We start from the raw sequence: 20,068 nt of genomic DNA, 5'->3' as shown, positions 1-20,068 counted from the left end.
CGGATCAGTTTGCCCTAAGTAAAACAGGCCCTATAAAAAACCCTCCTAAGACTTAGGAGGGTTTTGTGTTATTTAGTCAATGGCTTGTAACAGCGCCAAGGTGAATTGGAACACGCGCTCGGTGGAGCTGATGCTCAGCTTTTCTTTCGGACTGTGGACATCAAACATATTTGGACCGAAGGAAATCATCTCGGTATCAGGGAGCACTTTTTTCAGCACACCGCATTCCAACCCGGCATGTACCGCTTCAAATTTCGCATCGCCGTAAAGTTCCGACCAGGTAGCTTTGACGATCTCTTCTATCTTGCTGCCCGGTTCATATTCCCAACCCGGATACGCATTTTCAATGTCAAACTTGCCGCCGAACACCTCGTCGAGGGTTTCAATCGTACCAAGTACTTCGTCCAGTCGAGACTCAGAAGATGAGCGTACTGAAATAACAAAGGTGATGGTGTCCTCTTCAGTGGTGATGACGGCATTGTTAAGGGATGATTCCACCAAGCCGTCAATATCTTGAGACATACTGTACACGCCATTAGGTACCAGACGAAGGAAATGAATGAAGTTCGCCGAAGTAGTGGCATCAAAGACAGTATCCACGTCAGCGTCGCTAACTTCTACTGCACCGCGAGGATCGGTGGCGTGCACTTCGTGAAGCAGTTGTGCCCCGAGAGCTTCAACCACAGCCTTGGCCTTGTCGGCATCACTGACTGTGAGAACCGCTTCGCCGTGACTTGCAATAGCGTTGTGTTTGGTACCGCCGTTTATGGTAGACAGTCGCGGATTGAAATCTTTAAGGGCTGCGAGAAGACGTCCCATAAAGACATTGGCGTTGCCACGGCCTTTATTGATTTCCATCCCGGAGTGACCGCCTTCAAGATCCTTGACTGTAATTTTAATACCTTGTTCTACAGCTGCTTCTCGCGTGCCTTTAAAGACGTTGTAGGTTTCTGCACCGCCCGCACTGCTGACGAGAAAAATGCCTTCTTCTTCGGAATCGATATTGAACAGATAATCGCCGGTGACATCGCCTGATTTGATGGCGTTGGCGCCGTTCATAGTCGTTTCTTCTTCGGTCGTGATCAATACGGTCAGCTCCGGATGCGGATAGTCGCCGTCGAGAATAGCCATGGCAAAGGCGACAGCAATCCCGTCGTCGCCGCCAAGGGTGGTACCTTTGGCCTTAAGGAAATCGCCGTCCACTTCCATATCAATAGGATCGGTGTCAAAGTTGTGGTTCACGCCGGGATCTTTGACACAAACCATGTCCATGTGTCCTTGGATGATGACAGACTTGCGATTTTCATAACCTGCTGTTGCCGGTACTTTGATAATGACATTATTCGCATCATCACGACGCACTTCAAAGCCGCGTTCTTTGGCAAAGTTTTCCAAGAATTTGGAGACAGCTTCTTCCTGTCCGGAGCAGCGTGGTACTTGGTTCAACTCATGAAACCAGTGAAAAACATCTTTCGGTTCTAAATTCATACGAATCCTCCTAACATTAAAATACTAACAGTTCTTCTGTGTCATACTGCGGCGCCTTTGGCGTCTCAGGTACAGCCGGTTGCGTGTCTTCAAAGATCAATTGCTCCACGCCCCAGCTTTTCAGCTCAGCATCGGTCCCGATCCATACAGGCATCCCTACTTTGGCTTGCGGAAAGATAAAGGTTTCGATGTCGTAGTTGAACATACGAATGCAGCCGTTGGACGAATAGGTCCCGATTTGATGGGGCTTGATGTTCCCGTGAATGCCGTAACCGCTCATTCCCGGAATGTTAAGACCCATCCAACGTTCCCCGAGAGGATTGTTGGGATCATCGGCGGCGGCAGGCGTATACTTACCTCCCATACCGCCCCAAGCCGGATTCTTGTGCTTATTCACAATTGTGGCCTTGGCAGAGGGCGTCGGTGTTTCAGATGTGCCCAGGGTCACCGGAAACTTATACAGCGGCTTGTCGCCACGGTAATAAGTCAAAATCTTCTTGGATTTATTGATGACAATCCAGTCTCCCGTGGTCGGCTTCGCAGTGATGACATCGGCAGCCACCATATTGGGACCGTAGAGAACTTTTTGGGTAAAAGGTCCCACCACGCCGTCCACATCAATGTTATTTAAAGCCTGGAAGCGCTTCACTTCCTCCACTTTGCGATAGCCCGTTTTATCCATAAAGGTGTTGGGGCGAACGTAGGCGGCAAAGACACTGCCTGTGCTCACTAACACCAAAGCCACAGCTAAAATTAATTTTTTCATCTTGACTCCTTTAGTACTTTTTTCAAAAACTGCCCCGTGTAAGATGCCGGATTGGATGCAATCTGTTCAGGGCGTCCGGTGGCAATGACCGTACCGCCGCCATCGCCGCCTTCAGGACCCAGATCAATAATATGATCTGCGGTCTTAATGACATCCAGGTTGTGTTCAATGACAACGACAGTATTGCCCCGATCCACCAACTCTTGGAGCACGCCGATAAGCTTGCGCACATCTTCCGAGTGAAGACCTGTGGTCGGCTCATCCAAGATATACATGGTTCGTCCTGTCGCCACTTTGGACAGTTCCGTCGCCAACTTAATCCGTTGCGCTTCCCCGCCGGAGAGCTGCGTGGACGGTTGGCCGAGCTTAATATAGGAGAGGCCCACGTTCTTTAGCGTCTCCAATCGACGAAGAATACGAGGGTGGACGGCAAAGAAGTCAATGGCTTCTTCTACCGTCATATTCAGCACATCAGAAATATTCTTGCCCTTGTATGTCACTTGCAGCGTCTCACGATTGTAGCGCTTGCCCTTACACACTTCACAAGGCACGTAGACATCCGGTAAAAAGTGCATTTCAACTTTGATAATGCCGTCCCCTTTACAGGCCTCACATCGCCCCCCTTTGACATTAAAGGAGAAGCGGCCTTTTTTATAGCCTCGAAGTTTCGACTCGTTGGTATTTGCAAAAATATCCCGAATAATATCAAAGGTGCCGGTATAGGTGACCGGATTAGAGCGTGGCGTGCGTCCAATGGGACTTTGATCAATGTCGACCACCTTATCAATGGCGTCCAAGCCTTCAATGCTGTCGTGCTGACCGGCCTTGATACGGGATCCGTTCAACTTGCCTGCCAGAGCTTTAAAGAGAATCTCGTTGACCAGAGAGCTCTTGCCACTGCCGGACACGCCGGTGACAGCGACAAATTGTCCCAGAGGAAAACTCACATCAATGTGTTTCAGGTTGTTCTCTGCCGCACCTTTTATCGTGATTTCCGATCCGGTGTAGGGACGACGCTGTGTCGGCACTTCGATGCGTTGGCGACCGGACAGATAGGCCCCTGTGATGGAATCTTCACAAGCCGCTACTTCGTTTGGCGTACCTTGAGCCACGATTTCGCCGCCATGACGCCCCGCTCCCGGGCCAATGTCCACGATTTGATCGGCAACACGCATGGTATCCTCATCGTGTTCGACGACGATAAGGGTGTTGCCTGCATCGGTGAGCTCCCGCAGTGCGCCTAAGAGTTTGTCGTTGTCCCGCTGATGCAGTCCGATGCTCGGTTCATCCAACACATAAATGACTCCCACCAGCTTAGAGCCGATTTGCGTGGCAAGGCGAATCCGCTGAGACTCACCGCCGGAGAGTGTCCCGCTCATGCGGGCCAAGGTAATATAGTCCAGCCCTACCGTATTTAAAAAGCTCAGGCGGGCTTTAATTTCTTTTAAAATCTCCGCGGCAATCAGCGTCTCTTTTTCTGTAAGTTCCAAATGATCAAAGAAATCCATCGCTTTGACAATGGAAAGTTGGGTGGCTTCATAGATATTCAGCCCCCCTACCCGTACCATAAGGGACGACGCCTTCAACCGTGCGCCGTGACAGGTCGGGCACGGCGTGTCGGAGAGAAACTGTTCAATCCGACCTAACTGGGCATCAGAAGTTGTTTCAATATAACGGCGCTTTAAGTTCGCCTTGATCCCTTCAAACGTTCCGGTATAGGATTTATGCCCGGAAAAGTGGGAATTAAATGTGAATTTTAATTTGACGTCAGAGCCGTTAAACAAGTCATCTAAAAAAGCTTTCGGTGCATTTTGAATAGGTTCGTCCATACTGAACCCATGATGATCGGCCAGCGCTTTAATCATCTGACTGTAATACGTCCCCTCCATCGTCGAATAACAGGCGACGGCCCCTTGGTTGAGGGACAACTCCTTGTTGGGAATGACGAGATCTTCGTCGACTTCTTTGCTGTAGCCGATACCGTGACAGGTGTCACACGCCCCGATCGGGGTGTTAAACGAAAAGGAACGCGGCGTCAATTCTTCAATGATAATGCCGCAGTCGGGACAGGCCAGCTTAGAGGAAAAAGTGAGCCGCTCCCCGTCGATGATATCCACATAGATCAGACCGTCCGAAAGTCGAAGCGCCTGTTCAATGGAATCGGTGAGCCGTGACTCAATGCCATCTCTGACAATGAGACGATCGACCACCACATCAATGTCGTGGACTTTGTTCTTATCCAACTCAATCTCATCATCCAGGTGGTACAGTGCACCGTCGATCATGACTCTGAGATAGCCGTCTTTTTTTATCTGCTCCAAATTGCGCTTGTGCGTGCCTTTGCGTCGCTTGACGAAGGGCGCCACAATCATGATACGTGTCCCTTCATCCAGTTCCATCACCGAATCCACCATCTGGTCGGGAGAATACGACGTAATCTCCTTGCCGCACTTTGCGCAGTAGGGCCTGCCGATACGGGCATAGAGGAGCCGCAAGTAGTCATAAATCTCCGTGACGGTACCCACCGTCGAGCGGGGATTCTTCGATGTGGTCTTTTGATCGATGGATATGGCCGGGCTCATCCCTTCAATATAATCCACTTCCGGCTTGTCCATCTGTCCTAAAAATTGACGGGCATAACTGGAGAGGGACTCAACATAGCGGCGTTGTCCCTCGGCATAGATCGTATCAAAGGCAAGAGAGGACTTCCCTGACCCGGAAAGTCCTGTAAAGACCACGAATTTATTTCTAGGAATCTCTAAGTCCACATTTTTTAAATTGTGGACTCGAGCTCCTTTTATCACAATGTTTGAGTTCATACCAACCTCAATTATCTTTCATCTTCTCCATTTGTATCTTCAGTTCTTTAATTTTATCCCGAATCTCCGCAGCCTTTTCAAAGTCCAGAGCTTCGGCAGCTTTGTACATTTCCGGTTTGAGCGCATCAATCATGCCACGAATTTCATCGTTGGAGAACGTGTCGATGGCATCATAGTCCACCGTCTTCTCTGCCGCCATCGTCGCCTCGATAACTTCCCGTACGCTCTTAGATACCGACTTAGGCGTAATGCCGTGAGCCTTGTTATAGGCGTCCTGAATATCCCGCCGGCGCTCCGTTTCGTCAACAGTCCGCTGCATGGAGCCGGTCACCGTGTCTGCATACATTATAACACGTCCGTTCGCATTTCGGGCGGCGCGTCCTGCCGTCTGAATAAGCGACGTATCCGATCGCAAGAACCCTTCCTTGTCCGCATCTAAAATGACCACCAGAGACACTTCAGGAATATCAAGCCCCTCACGCAAAAGATTGATACCGATCAGCACATTGTAAATACCCAATCGAAGATCGCGAATGATTTCCATCCGTTCAATGGTGTCCACATCACTGTGCATATACGTCGACTTGATCCCCAGCTCTTTAAAATGCTGTGCCAAGTCCTCCGCCATTTTTTTAGTGAGGGTGGTGACAAGCACCCGTTCGCGGCGTTCGACACATCCGTTGATCTCTTCAATGAGGTCGTCAATCTGATGGGTGGTCGGACGAATGTCAATCTTCGGATCCAACAGACCTGTCGGACGAATAATCTGCTCCGCCCGGTTCTGTTCGTGAGCTTCTTCGTAAGGGCCCGGTGTGGCAGAGACGTAGATACATTGGTTCATCAAGCTTTCAAATTCAGGAAATTTCAATGGTCGGTTGTCCAGCGCCGACGGCAGTCGAAAACCGTACTCCACTAGAGTCTCCTTGCGCGCCCTATCCCCATTGTACATCCCTCGAATTTGAGGAAGGGTGGCGTGAGACTCGTCAATAATTGTAAGAAAATCCTTGGGGAAATAGTCGATCAAGGTATAGGGCCGAGAGCCTGCCGGACGGGCGGAAAGATGGCGTGAATAGTTTTCAATCCCGGAACAAAATCCCATTTCTTCAAGCATTTCCAAATCGTAGTTGGTTCGCTGTTCAAGACGCTGAGCTTCCAGGAGCTTCTCCTGGTCTCGAAGTTCTTCCAAGCGCGCCTTCAGCTCGACTTCAATAGTGCCGATGGCACGCTTCACCTTCTCTTCCCCGGTGGCAAAGTGGGACGCAGGATAAATGGCGGCGTGGTTTCGATAGCCCACCACTTCCCCGGTCAGTGCATTCACTTCCGTAATGCGATCAATCTCGTCGCCGAAAAATTCCACTCGCAGTGAATGCTCAGACGACGCCGCAGGGAATATTTCCAAGACGTCGCCCCGCACACGAAACGTACCCCGCACAAAGTTCACGTCGTTACGGACGTACTGAATGTCGATAAGCTTTCGCATGATATCGTTACGGTCCTTGATCATGCCGGGACGAAGGGATACCACCAGATTTTCATAGTCGATGGGATCCCCTAAGCCATAGATGCAGGACACCGACGCCACAATAATCACATCTCGACGCTCGAACAGCGCCATAGTGGCGGAGTGACGCAGCTTGTCAATCTCATCGTTGATGGAGGAATCCTTCTCGATAAATGTATCACTCATCGGTACATAAGCTTCCGGCTGGTAATAATCGTAATACGAGACAAAGTATTCCACGGCATTGTCCGGGAAGAATTCTCGAAACTCACTGGCCAGTTGATAGGCCAAGGTCTTGTTGTGTGCGATGACAAGGGTGGGACGTTGTACTCTTTCAATAATATTGGCCATGGTAAACGTCTTACCTGAGCCTGTGACCCCGAGCAAGGTTTGATGTTTTAAGTTGCGATGTAACCCTTGAACCAACCTCTCAACCGCTTCCGGCTGGTCCCCCATAGGTTTAAAGTCCGAATGAATTTTAAATTCCATAAAATCACCTTCTTTCATTATACCCCAAGTGACAACAGTTAACGGACGCTTACGTGGGTATAAGATATCGAGGAGGTAACTATGATTCTAAATAACAACCACACTTTTGACCCCATCGGCCTGGGGGTTTATACCATCACTGATCGAGACGCCTTGGCAGAACTTCTTCCGGCGGCAAAAGAAGCCGGGTACAACTACATCGACACCGCTTACTACTATGACAATGAAGGCCTGATCGGCGAGGTCTTTAAGAGTCTCGGCTTTACGATGGATGTGGCGACCAAAGTTTGGCCAAAAGATTACGGCGAAGAGGCCACGAAACGAAGCATTGACCGCTCTCTCAAAGCGCTCGGTGTGGATCGTCTCAAAGTTATGTATCTTCACTGGCCGGGTCCGCAGTCCAATGCATCTTGGAAAGTCTTGGAAGACTACTACTCACAAGGTGTCTTTGAAAACATCGGTGTGTGCAACTTTTATGACACCCACCTGGACGAATTGAAGACGACCGCCACGATCATGCCTCAACTCAACCAAATCGAAACCCATCCGCTCTTAGGTCTCTTCGACTTTGTGGCGCGGCTGAAAGCTGACGGGATCACACCGGTAGCATGGAGTCCTCTGGCACGAGGCGAAGCCTTTCTCTTTAACCATCCCACCATTCAATCCCTTGCCGCTTCCCATCATGCGACGCCGGGACAAATTATTCTCGCCTACAATCTCCACCGAGGCGTTGCCGTCATTCCTCGCACGACTAATGTCACACGCTTAAAAGAAAACATGGCGGCTAACACCGTGACCCTCAGTGATGAAGATTTTAAAGCACTGGAAAAGTTGGATCGCAACCATCACGTGTCCAAAAGTCCACTGGATACCGCTTGGCTAAATGACATTGCAAAAAAATAAGACGTCCTTTCACAGGACGCCTTTTTTATTGGCGTGATCCGCTCACTTAGCGGCTTCAGATTTGGCAATATTGCGCTCAATGGCCACTTCGACAGCTCGAAGAATATTTTCATATCCGGTACAACGACAGAGGTGACCGGCTAAGAGACGTCGGAGTTCATCGCGGCTGTAGCGTTGTTTGCGATCCACAATCTCCGATGCGGTGATGATAAAGCCCGGCGTACAAAACCCGCATTGCACAGCCGCTTCATCCACAAAAGCCTGTTGGATAATCGAGAGGTTACCGTCGCCGTCCAAAAGCCCTTCCACAGTCCAAATATCTTTGTCTTCCGCCCAAATGGCAAGATAGATGCAGGCATTAAAACTCTTTCCGTCAATTTTGACGGCACAGGCGCCGCATTCCCCGACTTCACAGCCCTTCTTCACACTGGTGAGGGAGAAGTCATTTCTCAAAAAATCCGCCAGGGACGCACGCATATCTGTCATTTTGGTCACCGGCTTGCCATTGATGCGGCATCGTACTAATTTGTATTGAGGCTCATGGCGCAAGATGGTCTCTTGCGGCTCATAGGGCCCATGCTCACAGGTGTGTTGTTTAATCATGGAGGCCTCCTTTGTCTCTGATGGCAACGAGATTGCGGCGTGTGATTTCTTTTAAGATGTGTGTGCGAAGTGCTTTGGAGGCACGCCAGGAATCTCGAGGACTGAGTTCGTCCATCACCTTTTCTGCAAAGGCGTCAATGGTCTCATCCGTGAGCTCTTTACCTCTAAAGGCGGCTTCTGCATCCATAACCCGCTTCGGAATCGGTGCGGCAACTCCATAGGCGGCACGGATGTCGTCTATCACCTTACCGTTCAGCTTGACATTGATAGAACAAGTACTGGTCGCAATATCCATGGCCTCTCTCATGGCATACTTAAAATAGTTACCATAATAGCCGTCAAAGGATGTCTGTTTAATTTTCAACCCGGTGACAATTTCTGTCGGACGAATATCTACTTGACCGGTCTTAATGTAAAACTCGGTGATCGGGCACTCCCTTATGCCATCTTTGCCTTCGAGCATCACGATGGCGTCGTAGGCAAGCAGTGTGGTGGCAGAGTCCGCAGACGGCACACCGTTGGAAATGTTGCCGCCAATGGAGGCGATGTTTCTCAGCTGAGGACCGCCTACCGTGAGGACGGCATCGGCTAAGGTCGGAATGTGCTCCAAAATAATAGGGTCTTCAGCAATGTCCGTAAAGGATGTGAGTGCGCCGATAAGGATGTCGCCATCTTCCATGCGTACGCCTTTGAGGTCCTCGATTAAATAGATGGAAATCACCACAGGATCGGTGTACTTGCCTTCCCGAAGGGCAACGAGTACATCACTGCCGCCGCCCAGAATGATGGCTTCAGGGTGCGCTTCTTTTAACGCTATGGCTTCTTTAACGGTATAGGCTTCGTAAATTTCTTTAATATCGTACATATCTACCTCACTTGATTAACCCGTGTTCAACAAAAAGCGGAAATAGGTTGTGTGGATTGAGCGGCAGGCGGTTGGCACCTACTCCGGTTGCGTTTAAAACGGCGTTGCGAATGGCAGGCGCCGGTGAGCAGGTTGGCGGTTCACCCAATGACTTGGTCCCGAACGGTGACGTCGGCTCCGGATTTTCAATGAAGTGAACTTCCATCTCCGGATGATCCATCGGCGTACCCAATTTGTAGTCCAAAAGGTTGTCATTTAAGGTTCGGCCGGTCTTCGGATCGAATTTCATCTCTTCAGTCAAGGCCAGACCGATGCCCATACTCATACCGCCGTGACACTGCGCCTCGGCAAGTTGCGGATTGATGAGCTTACCGCAGTCATGAACGTTGATCAATTTAGTCACTTTGGCTTTGGCAAGGGCAATATCCACTTCCACTTCGGCAAAACTACATCCAAAGGAGTAGGCGTTGTTTTTAATTTGATACGTTTCTTCCGCCGTGAGGTGCTCGGAGTATTCCATACTGTAGAGCGTATGGGTGGCAAGCTCTTCCAACGTACAGAGCACACGCCCATCTCCTTTGCGAACAATGTTGCCCTCAATCAGGTCGAGAGAATCCGGATTGTTCTTCGTGTAGCGATACGCCGCATCGAGAATTCGTTGTTTCAGTGCTTTCGCGGTTTTTGTGATGGAGAAACTTGCCATAAAGGTTTGGCGGGAGGCATAGGCCCCTGTCCCGAAAGGTGTGATGTCCGTGTCCTGTTGGCTGATGATATACACATCGTCAAACTTCACCCCGACGGCATCGGCGGTCATTTGCGCGTAAGCGGTGTCGCCGCCCTGCCCAATTTCCGTCTCAGCCAACTGCACCTGGATGGAACCGTCCTGGTTCACTATCATACGACAGCTGGACGACTCAAGGGAAATCGGATAGACACCGGTATTGTACCAGAATACCGCACAGCCTACGCCCTTGCGAATGTTGCCGGTTTGGTTCGCATAGGCTTTGAGTTTGTTGTCATAGTCCATGGCTTTGCGACCTACTTCAAGACACTCTCTAAACGAATCGTAATAGTTTTCGTTGTGAGAAAACGGATCGTGATACCCCTTCGGCATCACATTCTTCATTCTGAACTCATAGGAATCAAAACCCATTTGCCGACAGATATCTTCCGTGTGAGATTCCACGGCAAACATAGCCTGTGGAATCCCATACCCCCGCATCGCTCCGGCAGTCGGACGATTGGTATAGACCGTATAAGCTTCAGCCTTAACATTGTCACAAGGATACAGCTGATGAAAACAGCCCAGGCCTTTGGCGACGATGGAGTGGCCGTGAGACCCATAGGCGCCGTTGTTGCTGTAAGCTTCCAGCGCACGCGCCGCAAAAGTCCCGTCAGGACGCACATAACTGGTGATGTGGGAGGTGATTTGATGGCGAGTCCTGGTGGAGACAAACGTCTCTTCACGAGATGTGTCTAGCACGACGGGATGTCCACCCACCTGCGTCGTCAGATATGCCGCAAGAGGTTCATAGAGCGCGTCCTGTTTATTCCCAAAACCGCCGCCGATATACGGCTTAACCAGACGAATCTTCCCCCAAGGCACACCGAGAGCCTGAGCACAAACCCGTCGCACAATATGTGGAATTTGCGTCGAGGCCACGACCACAATCTTGCCCTGTTCTTCATAGGCATAACAGATACCGTTTTCAATGTGGACGTGTTGTACCACAGGGGTGTCGTACCAACCTTCAATTTTAGTCAGACCCGGCTCTTTAATCGCTGCTTCAAAATCCCCTCGGTTATTAAAGGTATGGCTGATAATATTATGTGGTGCGTCGTCATGAATGAGCGGCCCGTCACTCTTCATGGCTTCAAAGACATCAAAGACTGCCGGATAGTCTTCATATTCGACCTCAATGAGCTTCAGTGCTTTTTTAGCTTGAACATCATCCGTAGCAATGACAACTGCAATATCATCCCCATAAAACCGCACGTGTTCGTTAAGTAGTCTGCGATCAGCAATATCCTGATGAGCCGGATCCACAGACCAAGGGTGGCCGGCGGTGGCAAAAGTATGCTCCGGTACATCAAAGCAGGTGATAATCTTCACAACGCCGTCCACGGTGAGCGCCTTATCAATATTCATGGACACCACGCGCCCGTGTGGAATTGTCGCATGAAGCACCTTCGCGCGATAGGCGTTCGGATCTATTAAGTCTTCGGTATATTTAGCACGTCCTGAAACTTTACCATAGGCATCAACTCGATTTAAACTCTTTCCTACGTACATGCTTTCATTCCTTTCTAATGAGATACTTAAAGCTCTCGTACTTTTTACCATTATACCATGTTCACACGCATTTATTAAGCAGTCCCGAGACCGTGCTATAGCGATGCGTAGATATCAAAATAAATCATCTTATCGTATCTTGTTAGCTCAAAACAAAAAAGCCGCTCCGAAGAGCGACTTGATATCTTGCTTAATCCAATTTCGGTGCGATAGTCTTGAAGAAGACGCCGAGGATAACACCCATGACCACACCTTCGGCGAGAACCTTAACCACACGGCCGGGCATGACGATCATAAAGCCTTGACCGTAAAGCTGAGTCAGCCAAAAACTGTTCAGACACAGATGAACCAGTCCGTATACCACAACGATACTGAGCACGATATTTAACCAGGAGCCTTTGTCTTTTCTCGTCAACAGCACCACAAGTCCGGGCAATGCACCGGTCAGCACTGAAGAGAGTGTGAATCCTAAATGAAATGCACCTTGAGGATTGATCAGTACCCCGATGATATCGGCGACCAGTCCGGTGAGTCCACCCACAAGGGGTCCGAACATCATCCCTGAAATCATAATCGGCAAACTTCCGAATCCGATGCGCAAATTCTCTGTGAGCATAATGGATAAGAACCGCGTTAAAATAATGGATAATGCCGTTAAAATGGCGGCTCGTGTCAACACTTTTGTCGTGATGGTTTTATTTCTTTGCATAAAAAAACCTCCTTTCATAAAAATTCAAAGAGGTTCAGCGGATGCGATAAAGAATCGTAGTAAAAACTTTCGTTTAAGAACAACAACCCATTTCTTAACACTTGACGCTCTTCACCTACTCTGATAGGTTTAATTATAATGAAAAGTTTAATGACTTACAAGAGAGGAAACTATGAAAACATCAAAACGAACTACCTTTAACGACTACCTGGACTGGATGTATGATCGCGGATCCAGCGGTGAAAAACACACGCTTAACAACGTGAGAAAGCTCTTAGCTCACTTCGACAACCCTCAAGACAAGATTAAAGTGATTCACGTGGCCGGTACCAACGGCAAAGGCTCCACCTGTCATTATATGGCGGCGGCGCTCTCTCAAACCGCCCGAACGGGGATGTTCATCTCACCTTACATGGAAAGCATTTTGGAATCCATCTCCATCAACGGTGAGTGGATCGCAGAAAGCGAGTTCCGCCGCTATGTGGACGAACTTGCCCCTATCGTGGAGCAATTGGACGCCGAAGGGTACCACAACACCTACTTTGAAGTCTTAACCGCCATCATGTACCGCTACTTCTACGACCAAAAGGTGGACGTCGCGGTGGTGGAAGTGGGCATGGGCGGTCTTGTCGACTCAACGAATCTCATCAAATCCCCCCTCGCCTCGGTCATCTGCACCATTGCTCTGGACCATGTGGCCATTCTAGGCAACACCCTCGAAGCTGTCGCCAAGCAAAAAGGCGGCATCATCAAAGAAGGTCGTCCTGTCTACGTCTATCCCAACAAGCCGGAAGTTATGGCCACCCTTCGTGCTATTGCCGATGAAAAGCACGCACCGTTTCACACCTTCACCAAAGAGGACGTGGTAGTCAAGTCGTTGACTCCGACAGAAAACCACTTTGCCTTTCGGGATTACCCTGATGTGACCACACACTTGGTGGGCGTGCATCAACTTTACAACTGCGCCCTTGCCCTCACCGTCCTTCACGATTTTAAAGATCAGTTCGGTCTGGACGATGCCGCCATGTTACAAGCCATTGAAGGTACCAAAAATGAAGGCCGTCTGGAATTCATTCATCAAAATCCGACAGTACTCATTGACGGTTCTCACAATGCCGAAGCCATCGATGTGCTCCTGGAATCATTGAAGGCCTTTACGTATAATCGTCTCATTCTCGGATTCAGCATTTTAAAAGACAAGGACTACAACCACGTCATCGACGCCCTGGCGCCTCTTGCCGATGAGATTGTACTCACTACCATCGACAACCCTCGTGCCTTCACCTTAGATGAACTGAAAGAAGAAATGACCCGTCACGGCGCCAACTTTACCGCCATTGCCGATCGCATCGAAGCCTATGAATACTCCAAATCCTTAGCTGAAGAGGGCGATCTAGTCCTCTGGTGCGGATCCCTCTATCTCATTCGAGAATTCAGAAACTACGAGCTGTCCCATAATCATCATTAACAGAAAGGAGCCCCATGTTACACGCGATTCAAGACGCTTATGCCCGTATTAAAAGCGATCTCTACCCTACGCCTCTCATTCGCTCGTATCATCTCGAGCCTTACTTCGGCTGCGCGGTATACCTGAAGTTGGAAAATCTCCAACGCACCGGTGCATTTAAAATGCGCGGCGCTTTGAATAAATTCAGCGTGCTTAGCGACGATGCCATAAAAGGCGGCATGGTGGCTGCCTCTTCAGGAAACCACGGACGCGCCATTGCCTACGTATGTAAATCCAAAGGCGTGCCTTGCACCATCGTCATGCCACAGACTGCGCCGCCCATCAAAGTGGCAAATATTCTCGCCCTCGGTGCCGATGTGGTACAGTGCCCGACTGAAAACCGCTTTAAAGTCGCCGCACAGGTGGCGGAAGAAAGGGGCGCCATCGTCGTGCCGCCATTTGACGACAACGATGTGATGATCGGTCAGGGGACGATTGGACTGGAGCTGATGGAACAAGCCCCTGAGCTGACCCACATTCTCGTTCCCGTCGGAGGCGGTGGTCTCGTCGGCGGCATTGCCGCCGCAGTCAAAGGTCTCAGTGACCACACCAAAGTCTACGGCGTGGAGCCGGAAATACTGCCTCGCTATACCGAATCCCTGAAAGCCGGCAAGCCTGTCGCTGTACCTCAAAACCATTCTATCGCCGATGCCCTTGCCTCTCAGCAACCCGGTGATGTGAACTTCCCTGTCGTACAAAACTATGTGGACGGTATGCTCACCGTCTCGGAAACAGCCATTCAAAAAGCGCATAAACTCATGATCACTGAAGGTAAAATTTTCTGCGAAGCCTCGTCATCCATTGGACTCGGCGCTGTTCTGGAAGAAAAAATCACCTTTACTGCCACAGACCGGGTGTGCTTGGTCATCTCCGGCGGCAATTTGAGCCTGGATCAACTGAGCTCGTTGATAGACATTGAAATATAACATAAAAAAGCGGACCGCGCGGTCCACTTTTTTTATGCCTTTAGGCCATAATCTTTTCAATGTTTTCATTATATTTTTGCACCAGCTCGGCTTCGGTGATGCTGTTTGCCGCCACATCCAGTACAATTCGCCCTCGATCCAGCATGATAATGCGGTGAGAATAATCGATGGCATGCTTCAAATTGTGAGTGATCATGAGCGTGGTCATATGCTCCCGCTCAATGAGCTCCGCCGTCTTTTCCATGATAATCCGCGACGTCTTCGGATCCAGAGCCGCCGTGTGCTCGTCCAGAAGCAAAAGATTCGGCCGTTTTGTCGTCGCCATTAAGAGCGATAGGGACTGTCGCTGACCGCCGGAGAGAAATTTCACTTTGGTGTTGAGCTTATTTTCAAGCCCCAGATCCAACTCTTTTAGACGAGCCACCACAGCCGCTTCATCCGTATGCTTTAACAGATGTTTTAAGGTAAACGTCTCTGACTTGCGCCGTGCCAGCGCCATGTTCTCCAAAATATTCAACGATGGACTGACGCCCCGAGACGGATCTTGACTCACACGTCCGATGTAATTGGCTCGTTCCCGTTCGTCCATGGCGCTCATGTCCACATCATCGAGATAAAACGTACCCTCATCAGCAGGAATGGCACCGGTGATGAGATTAAAGAGCGTGCTCTTGCCGCAGCCGTTAGGTCCCAAAATGGTGGTGCATTTATTGGCTTCCACGTCCAAATGAAAGTGATCAAAGATTTGATTTTCTTCCGGCGTGTTGGGATAGAAAGTTTTGGTGAGATTACGTATTTTAAGCATTGTTGTGCCTCCATGCGCCGTGCGCCTTTGCGTTGCGTTGCCATAATCTTGCATAGTTAGACGCACCGTTGTTGTAGGCAATAAACACGACAACGATAAGCGCCGTAATCAGCTTCAAACTCTGCGGATCCAGACCTAGATGCAGGGCAAGACCTGCAATGATCCGATAGACCACCGCACCCAGGATAGCACGGGTGGTGACTTTAAGACCGGTATGATGTTTTAACACCGTATCACCGATAATGATGGATGCAAGACCAGTCACAATCATGGTCGCTCCCATGGCAGAGTCGGCAAATCCGCTATACTGAGCCATCAATGCACCGCTCAGCGCAATAATGCCGTTAGATAGCATCAGCCCCAACATCGTGTAGCGATCCGGATTTTGACCGAGCGCCTTGACGAGACTTTCATTGTCACCTGTGACATAGAGCAGATACCCTCGCTCCGTTTGTAAAAAAGCATCGAGAAGCAGTTTGACTACCAGAACCACCACGGCAAGAAGAACGATTTTCGGCACCATCTCAAAATTCGTGAACACACTTGGTGTGCTCATGAGTGGCACATTCGCCTGGCCAGTGACTTTTAAATTGATCGAATAGAGCATCGTCATGGTAAGAATCCCGGCAAGAAGCGCTTCAATGCGAAGTTTCTTATACAAGAGATACGTGACGAGTCCCCCAAGAAGACCGCCTGCAAAAGCGAGGACCATCCCGGCGTAGGGGTTCATCTGTGCTGTAGCTAGTTTCGCAAAGAGAAAAGCACCGAGGGGAAACGTGCCCTCAAGAGATAAGTCTGAAATTTTTAAAATCTTGTAGGTGATCACCACGCCGATGGAAAGCAGAGCGAAAATGAGCCCTGTTTCCACTGATGCGCCGAGAACCGGTAGTAAACTTTGCATAATGCCTCCTATTTGACGACAGTAGCGTTCTCCATCAGAGCCGCATTGCCATCAATGCCAAGTGCCTTGGCGGTCGTTTCGTTGACAGTCTTCGTGTTAACTTTATTGTATTGAACGCTCATACTTGCAGGATCAGTGCCGTTTAGAATTTCCACGGCCATGTCCGCCGCCTGTTTGCCCTGCTCTTTGTAGTTGATGCCTTCACTCATGAGCAGACCGTTTTTCACTTGCCCTTCTTCCGAAGCCAGAGAAGGAATCTGTTTTTCAATGAGCGTTTGGGAAATAATCGGTGCGGCATTGGCCACCATATTATCCGTTACGGCAAACATGGCGTCGATCTTCGGTGCCAGAGTGGCAATGACTTGAGGAATATCATTGATGGTATTGACACCAACTTTTTCAAGAGCAAGACCTCGTTCCTTTAAATTGGCTTCGAGCTCTTCCACCTGCACCATCGAGTTTTGCTCCGAGGTATTGTAGATGACACCGAAAGTTTTGACATCCGGGTAAATCTTAAGAAATGCGTCGATTTGGCTCGCACTGGAGACGTAATCGCTGACACCGGTGACATTGCCTCCCGGCGTCTCAATGCTCTCAACCAGCTGAGCCCCGACCGGATCCGTGACGGCACTGAAGACAATCGGCACGTCATGAATGGTATTTTTTGCCGCCTGCGCTGTCGGTGTGGCAATGGCATAGACCAAATCCACCTTTTCCGACTGCATACTGGTGGCCATCGTGTTGGTCAGTGCCATGTCGCCGTTAGCAGACTGCTCTATAATCTCTGCGTCAATTCCCTTGGCTTTGAGTTCTTCAACAAAGCCCTCCTTAGCCGCCTCCAAAGAAACGTGATCCATATACTGTAAAATGCCGATTTTCACCGTCGCATCGGCCGCCGGTGTCTCTTGAGTGCCGGCATTGTGTGTGTTGGAACTGCACCCGACAAGAATCGACAGTGCGCCTACAGCAAGCCATTGTTTGATAGAAAGACCGCTTACTTTTTTCATGTTTTTCCTCCCTTTTTGGTAATAAAATAGCTCCGCCCTACATAGGACGAAGCATCGTGGTACCACCTAATTTTATAATCTACGCTGAAATAGATTACCTCTAGCATCACCGCGCTAGAAATCTAACGTCAGTTAACGCTTTGCCCTTGATAACGGAGGCTGCCGTAACCGTCTACTATTTCGAAAAAATTCAACCGTTATGCTCCAGAGTGAATAGTACATATGTCCCTTTATATCGGCTTTCACCTGCCCGACTCTCTGTAATAAAGCTCCATATCTTTGTCTCTGTCTTAGCTTTTATGGTATTTTATTCCTTCAAAGCGACAAAGTCAACATCTTTTTTTTTACTTTTTAAAATTTTTTCGGGTATATAGTGAGCGAGGTACTTATGATTATAAAAAGCCACACACTGACCCATCCCGAGGTGACGGAGCACCTCATGGTGACCAACTTTATTAAAATCGAAACCACCGGTCTCTCCTTTAAAAACGACGCTCTCTTTCAAGTGAGTGTACTAAACTGTGCCACCGGAAAACTCTTGGTGAACACCGTCGAAAACTTAAAGGAAGAGGTATCTCTTATGACGATATTTAGCGAGCCTTTTTGCGTTATCAGCGCATTTGAAAAGCAGTTTATACTTGAAAAGCTCGCCTTTTATGCGATTCCTGCGCCCCTTTCTTATGATCTACAAACCCTCTATAAAAATTTTAAGCACATTCTTAAACTGGACAAAGTGAATACCGCTGCACTCTTTAAACACCTTGGCATGAAACCTTCTGCAGAAAGCGGCTATGCCATAGCAAAGCGGATTCGATCGGTCTTGATGACCCATGGGGATCCTCTTCCTATTATCGCGCAGGGCCTTGCCGCCATCAGTGACGGCCTTAAACTTTTAAGTTGCTATGACACCCTGTACCGTACCCTTGCTTTTAGCATTGACGAAGCCGACTTCATGCCTCACCACATCACCTTTAAAGGCGACTTTCTTCACATCACCGGACTCACGACAAGTCCGCTGACTCTTGACAGCTTTGATGCCGGATCGCAACTGCAACTCTCCGGCGGCGCCTTTACCTATCGGCGCGAGGTCACTGCCGGGTGTTATCTGCACGGCGAGACTGTCCGCTTTATACAAAAAGAGGACCTTTCCGACACCTCCGGTCTGCAAAGTCCCCCATCACTCTATTTACTTTACTGTGACACGCCCCTATACGGCAATATCATTCAATGCTTACAGTGTGATATTACAGCACATCTTCGGCAAAGTTGCCATCGATAAAAATCGGTGTCACTTCGCCGTTTTTTTCTGCAGTGATTTGCGTGGTTTCGTCGCCTATCATAAAGTCGACATGAACCACAGAGTCATTGGCGCCATGGGCAAGCAGTGTCGCCGTGTCCATGGTCTCCCCGCCTTTAAGACTGGTCGGATAAGCTTTGCCTAAAGCAAGATGACAGGCCGCATTTTCATCAAAGAGCGTCTCGAAAAATAAAATCTTGGAGTTGGAAATCGGTGAGTCGTAAGGCACGAGCGCAACCTCGCCGATGCGCTTGGATCCTTCATCGGTCTGCAAAAGTTGACGCAGCGTCGCTTCACCTTGTCCGGCCTTAAAGTTAACCACTTCTCCGTCTTTGAAGTCCAAATAGAAATCATCGATGAGCGTGCCGTTGTAATTCAGCGGCTTGGTAGCATAGACCCGACCGTTCACCTGATCCTTGTGCGGCAACGTAAAGACCTCTTCCGTAGGCATATTGGCCACAAAGGCCTCGCCGTTTTGAGCCACTTCCGTCGCCCCGGAAAAGATATAACCCTTCGGCAACCCGATGGTTAGATCCGTCCCTTTAGACGTCGTGATGTGAAGACGTTCAAAAGCGCTGTCATTTAAGAAAGCCGACCATGCCTCAAGCTTCTTTGCATGAGCCTCCCATGCACCCAACGTATCCTCGTCGTTCACACGCGTTGTCTCGAAAATGGCTTCCCAAAGTTGTGCCTTTGCCTGATCCGTCGCCATGTCGGGAAAGACCACTTTCGCCCAATCCTCAGTGGCTGCGCCCACCACCACCCACGGCGTCTCGCTGTTCATGGTCCGCTTGCTCACTTCCCGAAGTGCTGTGGAACGCGCTTTGATGGCTACGCCTAATTTTTGAGGATCTACATTCTTAAAACCATTGGGATCCGCGCCGATGACTTTGATAAACTTAGCCTGCTTATCCAATTCATCCATCTTTTCGTCAATCACATAGTCCGGCATTTCGGTTAACACCTTAAGGGGCGAACGACGATACTTCAGCTCGGAAAAAGTCTGATCCAAATACGTCAACTTCACGTTCTTTGCGCCATAGTCGTAGGACAGTGCCGCCAGTGCCCGAAGAAAGTCATAATTTTCCACTTGTCCGGAGATGACGACATAGTCCCCCTCCTTGACTTTAATGCCGAAGCCGACGATAAGCTCGGCATATTTTTTTAATTTGTCTTCAAATGTCATACT

The 20,068-nt window shown here is 49.4% G+C and carries 16 protein-coding genes, 1 riboswitch and 1 other annotated feature; of the genes, 4 read left to right on the top strand and 12 right to left on the bottom strand.

Annotation, left to right across the window (positions count from 1 at the left end):
* Window positions 1-72 precede the first annotated feature (72 nt).
* Genes O6R05_RS01835 through uvrB form a run of 4 tightly spaced genes read right to left on the bottom strand, consistent with a single transcriptional unit; the run spans window position 73 to window position 7,063 of the window.
* A complete protein-coding gene (locus O6R05_RS01835; protein WP_271191837.1) occupies window positions 73-1,488 on the bottom strand; it encodes an aminoacyl-histidine dipeptidase in 1,416 nt (471 codons plus the stop codon).
* Between the two features lie 16 nt (window positions 1,489-1,504).
* Entirely contained in the window at window positions 1,505-2,254 is a 750-nt protein-coding gene (locus tag O6R05_RS01830) for a L,D-transpeptidase family protein (RefSeq protein WP_271191836.1), read from the bottom strand.
* Entirely contained in the window at window positions 2,251-5,073 is a 2,823-nt protein-coding gene (gene uvrA, locus O6R05_RS01825; RefSeq protein ID WP_271191835.1) for an excinuclease ABC subunit UvrA, read from the bottom strand. Before uvrA ends, O6R05_RS01830 begins: the two co-directional genes overlap by 4 nt.
* 7 nt (window positions 5,074-5,080) lie before the next feature.
* Window positions 5,081-7,063, bottom strand: a complete 1,983-nt coding sequence (gene uvrB / locus O6R05_RS01820; protein WP_271191834.1) for an excinuclease ABC subunit UvrB — start codon at window positions 7,061-7,063, stop codon at window positions 5,081-5,083.
* A gap of 81 nt (window positions 7,064-7,144) precedes the next feature.
* On the opposite strand from uvrB, the gene O6R05_RS01815 reads away from it, so the two are divergent.
* Window positions 7,145-7,966, top strand: a complete 822-nt coding sequence (locus O6R05_RS01815; RefSeq protein WP_271191833.1) for an aldo/keto reductase — start codon at window positions 7,145-7,147, stop codon at window positions 7,964-7,966.
* 42 nt (window positions 7,967-8,008) lie between these two features.
* Here the strand turns inward: O6R05_RS01815 and xdhC are convergent, their stop codons facing one another.
* The 4 genes from xdhC to O6R05_RS01795 form a co-directional block, all read right to left on the bottom strand.
* Window positions 8,009-8,569: a xanthine dehydrogenase subunit XdhC gene (xdhC, locus tag O6R05_RS01810; protein ID WP_271191832.1), complete on the bottom strand. Its 561-nt coding sequence runs from the start codon at window positions 8,567-8,569 to the stop codon at window positions 8,009-8,011.
* Complete coding sequence (gene xdhB / locus O6R05_RS01805; RefSeq protein ID WP_271191831.1) at window positions 8,562-9,434, bottom strand: xanthine dehydrogenase subunit XdhB; 873 nt, start codon at window positions 9,432-9,434, stop codon at window positions 8,562-8,564. Before xdhB ends, xdhC begins: the two co-directional genes overlap by 8 nt.
* A 7-nt stretch (window positions 9,435-9,441) precedes the next feature.
* Window positions 9,442-11,727: a xanthine dehydrogenase subunit XdhA gene (gene xdhA / locus O6R05_RS01800; protein WP_271191830.1), complete on the bottom strand. Its 2,286-nt coding sequence runs from the start codon at window positions 11,725-11,727 to the stop codon at window positions 9,442-9,444.
* 190 nt (window positions 11,728-11,917) lie between these two features.
* A complete protein-coding gene (locus O6R05_RS01795) occupies window positions 11,918-12,436 on the bottom strand; it encodes a folate family ECF transporter S component (RefSeq protein ID WP_271191829.1) in 519 nt (172 codons plus the stop codon).
* A gap of 33 nt (window positions 12,437-12,469) precedes the next feature.
* Window positions 12,470-12,561, bottom strand: a riboswitch (THF riboswitch).
* Window positions 12,562-12,608: 47 nt separating this feature from the next.
* On the opposite strand from O6R05_RS01795, the gene O6R05_RS01790 reads away from it, so the two are divergent.
* On the top strand, window positions 12,609-13,904 hold the full coding sequence (locus tag O6R05_RS01790) for a bifunctional folylpolyglutamate synthase/dihydrofolate synthase (RefSeq protein WP_271191828.1): 1,296 nt from the start codon (window positions 12,609-12,611) through the stop codon (window positions 13,902-13,904).
* A gap of 14 nt (window positions 13,905-13,918) precedes the next feature.
* Window positions 13,919-14,869 (top strand): threonine ammonia-lyase, encoded by a 951-nt coding sequence (locus O6R05_RS01785; RefSeq protein ID WP_271191827.1) that lies wholly within the window; start codon window positions 13,919-13,921, stop codon window positions 14,867-14,869.
* 40 nt (window positions 14,870-14,909) lie between these two features.
* Here O6R05_RS01785 and O6R05_RS01780 read toward each other — a convergent pair whose 3' ends face one another.
* Genes O6R05_RS01780 through O6R05_RS01770 form a run of 3 tightly spaced genes read right to left on the bottom strand, consistent with a single transcriptional unit; the run spans window position 14,910 to window position 17,582 of the window.
* Complete coding sequence (locus O6R05_RS01780) at window positions 14,910-15,674, bottom strand: ABC transporter ATP-binding protein (protein ID WP_271191826.1); 765 nt, start codon at window positions 15,672-15,674, stop codon at window positions 14,910-14,912.
* Complete coding sequence (locus tag O6R05_RS01775) at window positions 15,667-16,575, bottom strand: ABC transporter permease (RefSeq protein ID WP_271191825.1); 909 nt, start codon at window positions 16,573-16,575, stop codon at window positions 15,667-15,669. Before O6R05_RS01775 ends, O6R05_RS01780 begins: the two co-directional genes overlap by 8 nt.
* A gap of 8 nt (window positions 16,576-16,583) precedes the next feature.
* Complete coding sequence (locus tag O6R05_RS01770) at window positions 16,584-17,582, bottom strand: ABC transporter substrate-binding protein (protein WP_271191824.1); 999 nt, start codon at window positions 17,580-17,582, stop codon at window positions 16,584-16,586.
* A 39-nt stretch (window positions 17,583-17,621) separates the two neighbouring features.
* Window positions 17,622-17,883 (bottom strand) — a binding site (T-box leader).
* Between the two features lie 87 nt (window positions 17,884-17,970).
* Between O6R05_RS01770 and O6R05_RS01765 the strand changes: the two genes are divergently transcribed.
* Window positions 17,971-18,861 (top strand): hypothetical protein, encoded by an 891-nt coding sequence (locus O6R05_RS01765; protein ID WP_271191823.1) that lies wholly within the window; start codon window positions 17,971-17,973, stop codon window positions 18,859-18,861.
* Here the strand turns inward: O6R05_RS01765 and O6R05_RS01760 are convergent.
* Window positions 18,827-20,065: an aminopeptidase gene (locus O6R05_RS01760; protein ID WP_271191822.1), complete on the bottom strand. Its 1,239-nt coding sequence runs from the start codon at window positions 20,063-20,065 to the stop codon at window positions 18,827-18,829. The two genes, O6R05_RS01765 and O6R05_RS01760, sit on opposite strands and share 35 nt — an antisense overlap.
* Window positions 20,066-20,068: the final 3 nt, after the last annotated feature.

The sequence above is a fragment of the Peptoniphilus equinus genome (assembly GCF_027921445.1).
In the GTDB taxonomy this organism is placed as follows: domain Bacteria; phylum Bacillota; class Clostridia; order Tissierellales; family Peptoniphilaceae; genus Peptoniphilus; species Peptoniphilus equinus.
Note: the sequence above shows the minus strand (reverse complement) of the source record. Positions and strands in the feature narration are given on the sequence as shown.

Bases quoted from the DNA above. Each gene is read 5' to 3' on its own strand.
- O6R05_RS01835 (WP_271191837.1), bottom strand. From the start codon at position 1,488: ATGAATTTAGAACCGAAAGATGTTTTTCACTGGTTTCATGAGTTGAAC.
- O6R05_RS01830 (WP_271191836.1), bottom strand. From the start codon at position 2,254: ATGAAAAAATTAATTTTAGCTGTGGCTTTGGTGTTAGTGAGCACAGGC.
- uvrA (WP_271191835.1), bottom strand. From the start codon at position 5,073: ATGAACTCAAACATTGTGATAAAAGGAGCTCGAGTCCACAATTTAAAA.
- uvrB (WP_271191834.1), bottom strand. From the start codon at position 7,063: ATGGAATTTAAAATTCATTCGGACTTTAAACCTATGGGGGACCAGCCG.
- O6R05_RS01815 (WP_271191833.1), top strand. From the start codon at position 7,145: ATGATTCTAAATAACAACCACACTTTTGACCCCATCGGCCTGGGGGTT.
- xdhC (WP_271191832.1), bottom strand. From the start codon at position 8,569: ATGATTAAACAACACACCTGTGAGCATGGGCCCTATGAGCCGCAAGAG.
- xdhB (WP_271191831.1), bottom strand. From the start codon at position 9,434: ATGTACGATATTAAAGAAATTTACGAAGCCTATACCGTTAAAGAAGCC.
- xdhA (WP_271191830.1), bottom strand. From the start codon at position 11,727: ATGTACGTAGGAAAGAGTTTAAATCGAGTTGATGCCTATGGTAAAGTT.
- O6R05_RS01795 (WP_271191829.1), bottom strand. From the start codon at position 12,436: ATGCAAAGAAATAAAACCATCACGACAAAAGTGTTGACACGAGCCGCC.
- O6R05_RS01790 (WP_271191828.1), top strand. From the start codon at position 12,609: ATGAAAACATCAAAACGAACTACCTTTAACGACTACCTGGACTGGATG.
- O6R05_RS01785 (WP_271191827.1), top strand. From the start codon at position 13,919: ATGTTACACGCGATTCAAGACGCTTATGCCCGTATTAAAAGCGATCTC.
- O6R05_RS01780 (WP_271191826.1), bottom strand. From the start codon at position 15,674: ATGCTTAAAATACGTAATCTCACCAAAACTTTCTATCCCAACACGCCG.
- O6R05_RS01775 (WP_271191825.1), bottom strand. From the start codon at position 16,575: ATGCAAAGTTTACTACCGGTTCTCGGCGCATCAGTGGAAACAGGGCTC.
- O6R05_RS01770 (WP_271191824.1), bottom strand. From the start codon at position 17,582: ATGAAAAAAGTAAGCGGTCTTTCTATCAAACAATGGCTTGCTGTAGGC.
- O6R05_RS01765 (WP_271191823.1), top strand. From the start codon at position 17,971: ATGATTATAAAAAGCCACACACTGACCCATCCCGAGGTGACGGAGCAC.
- O6R05_RS01760 (WP_271191822.1), bottom strand. From the start codon at position 20,065: ATGACATTTGAAGACAAATTAAAAAAATATGCCGAGCTTATCGTCGGC.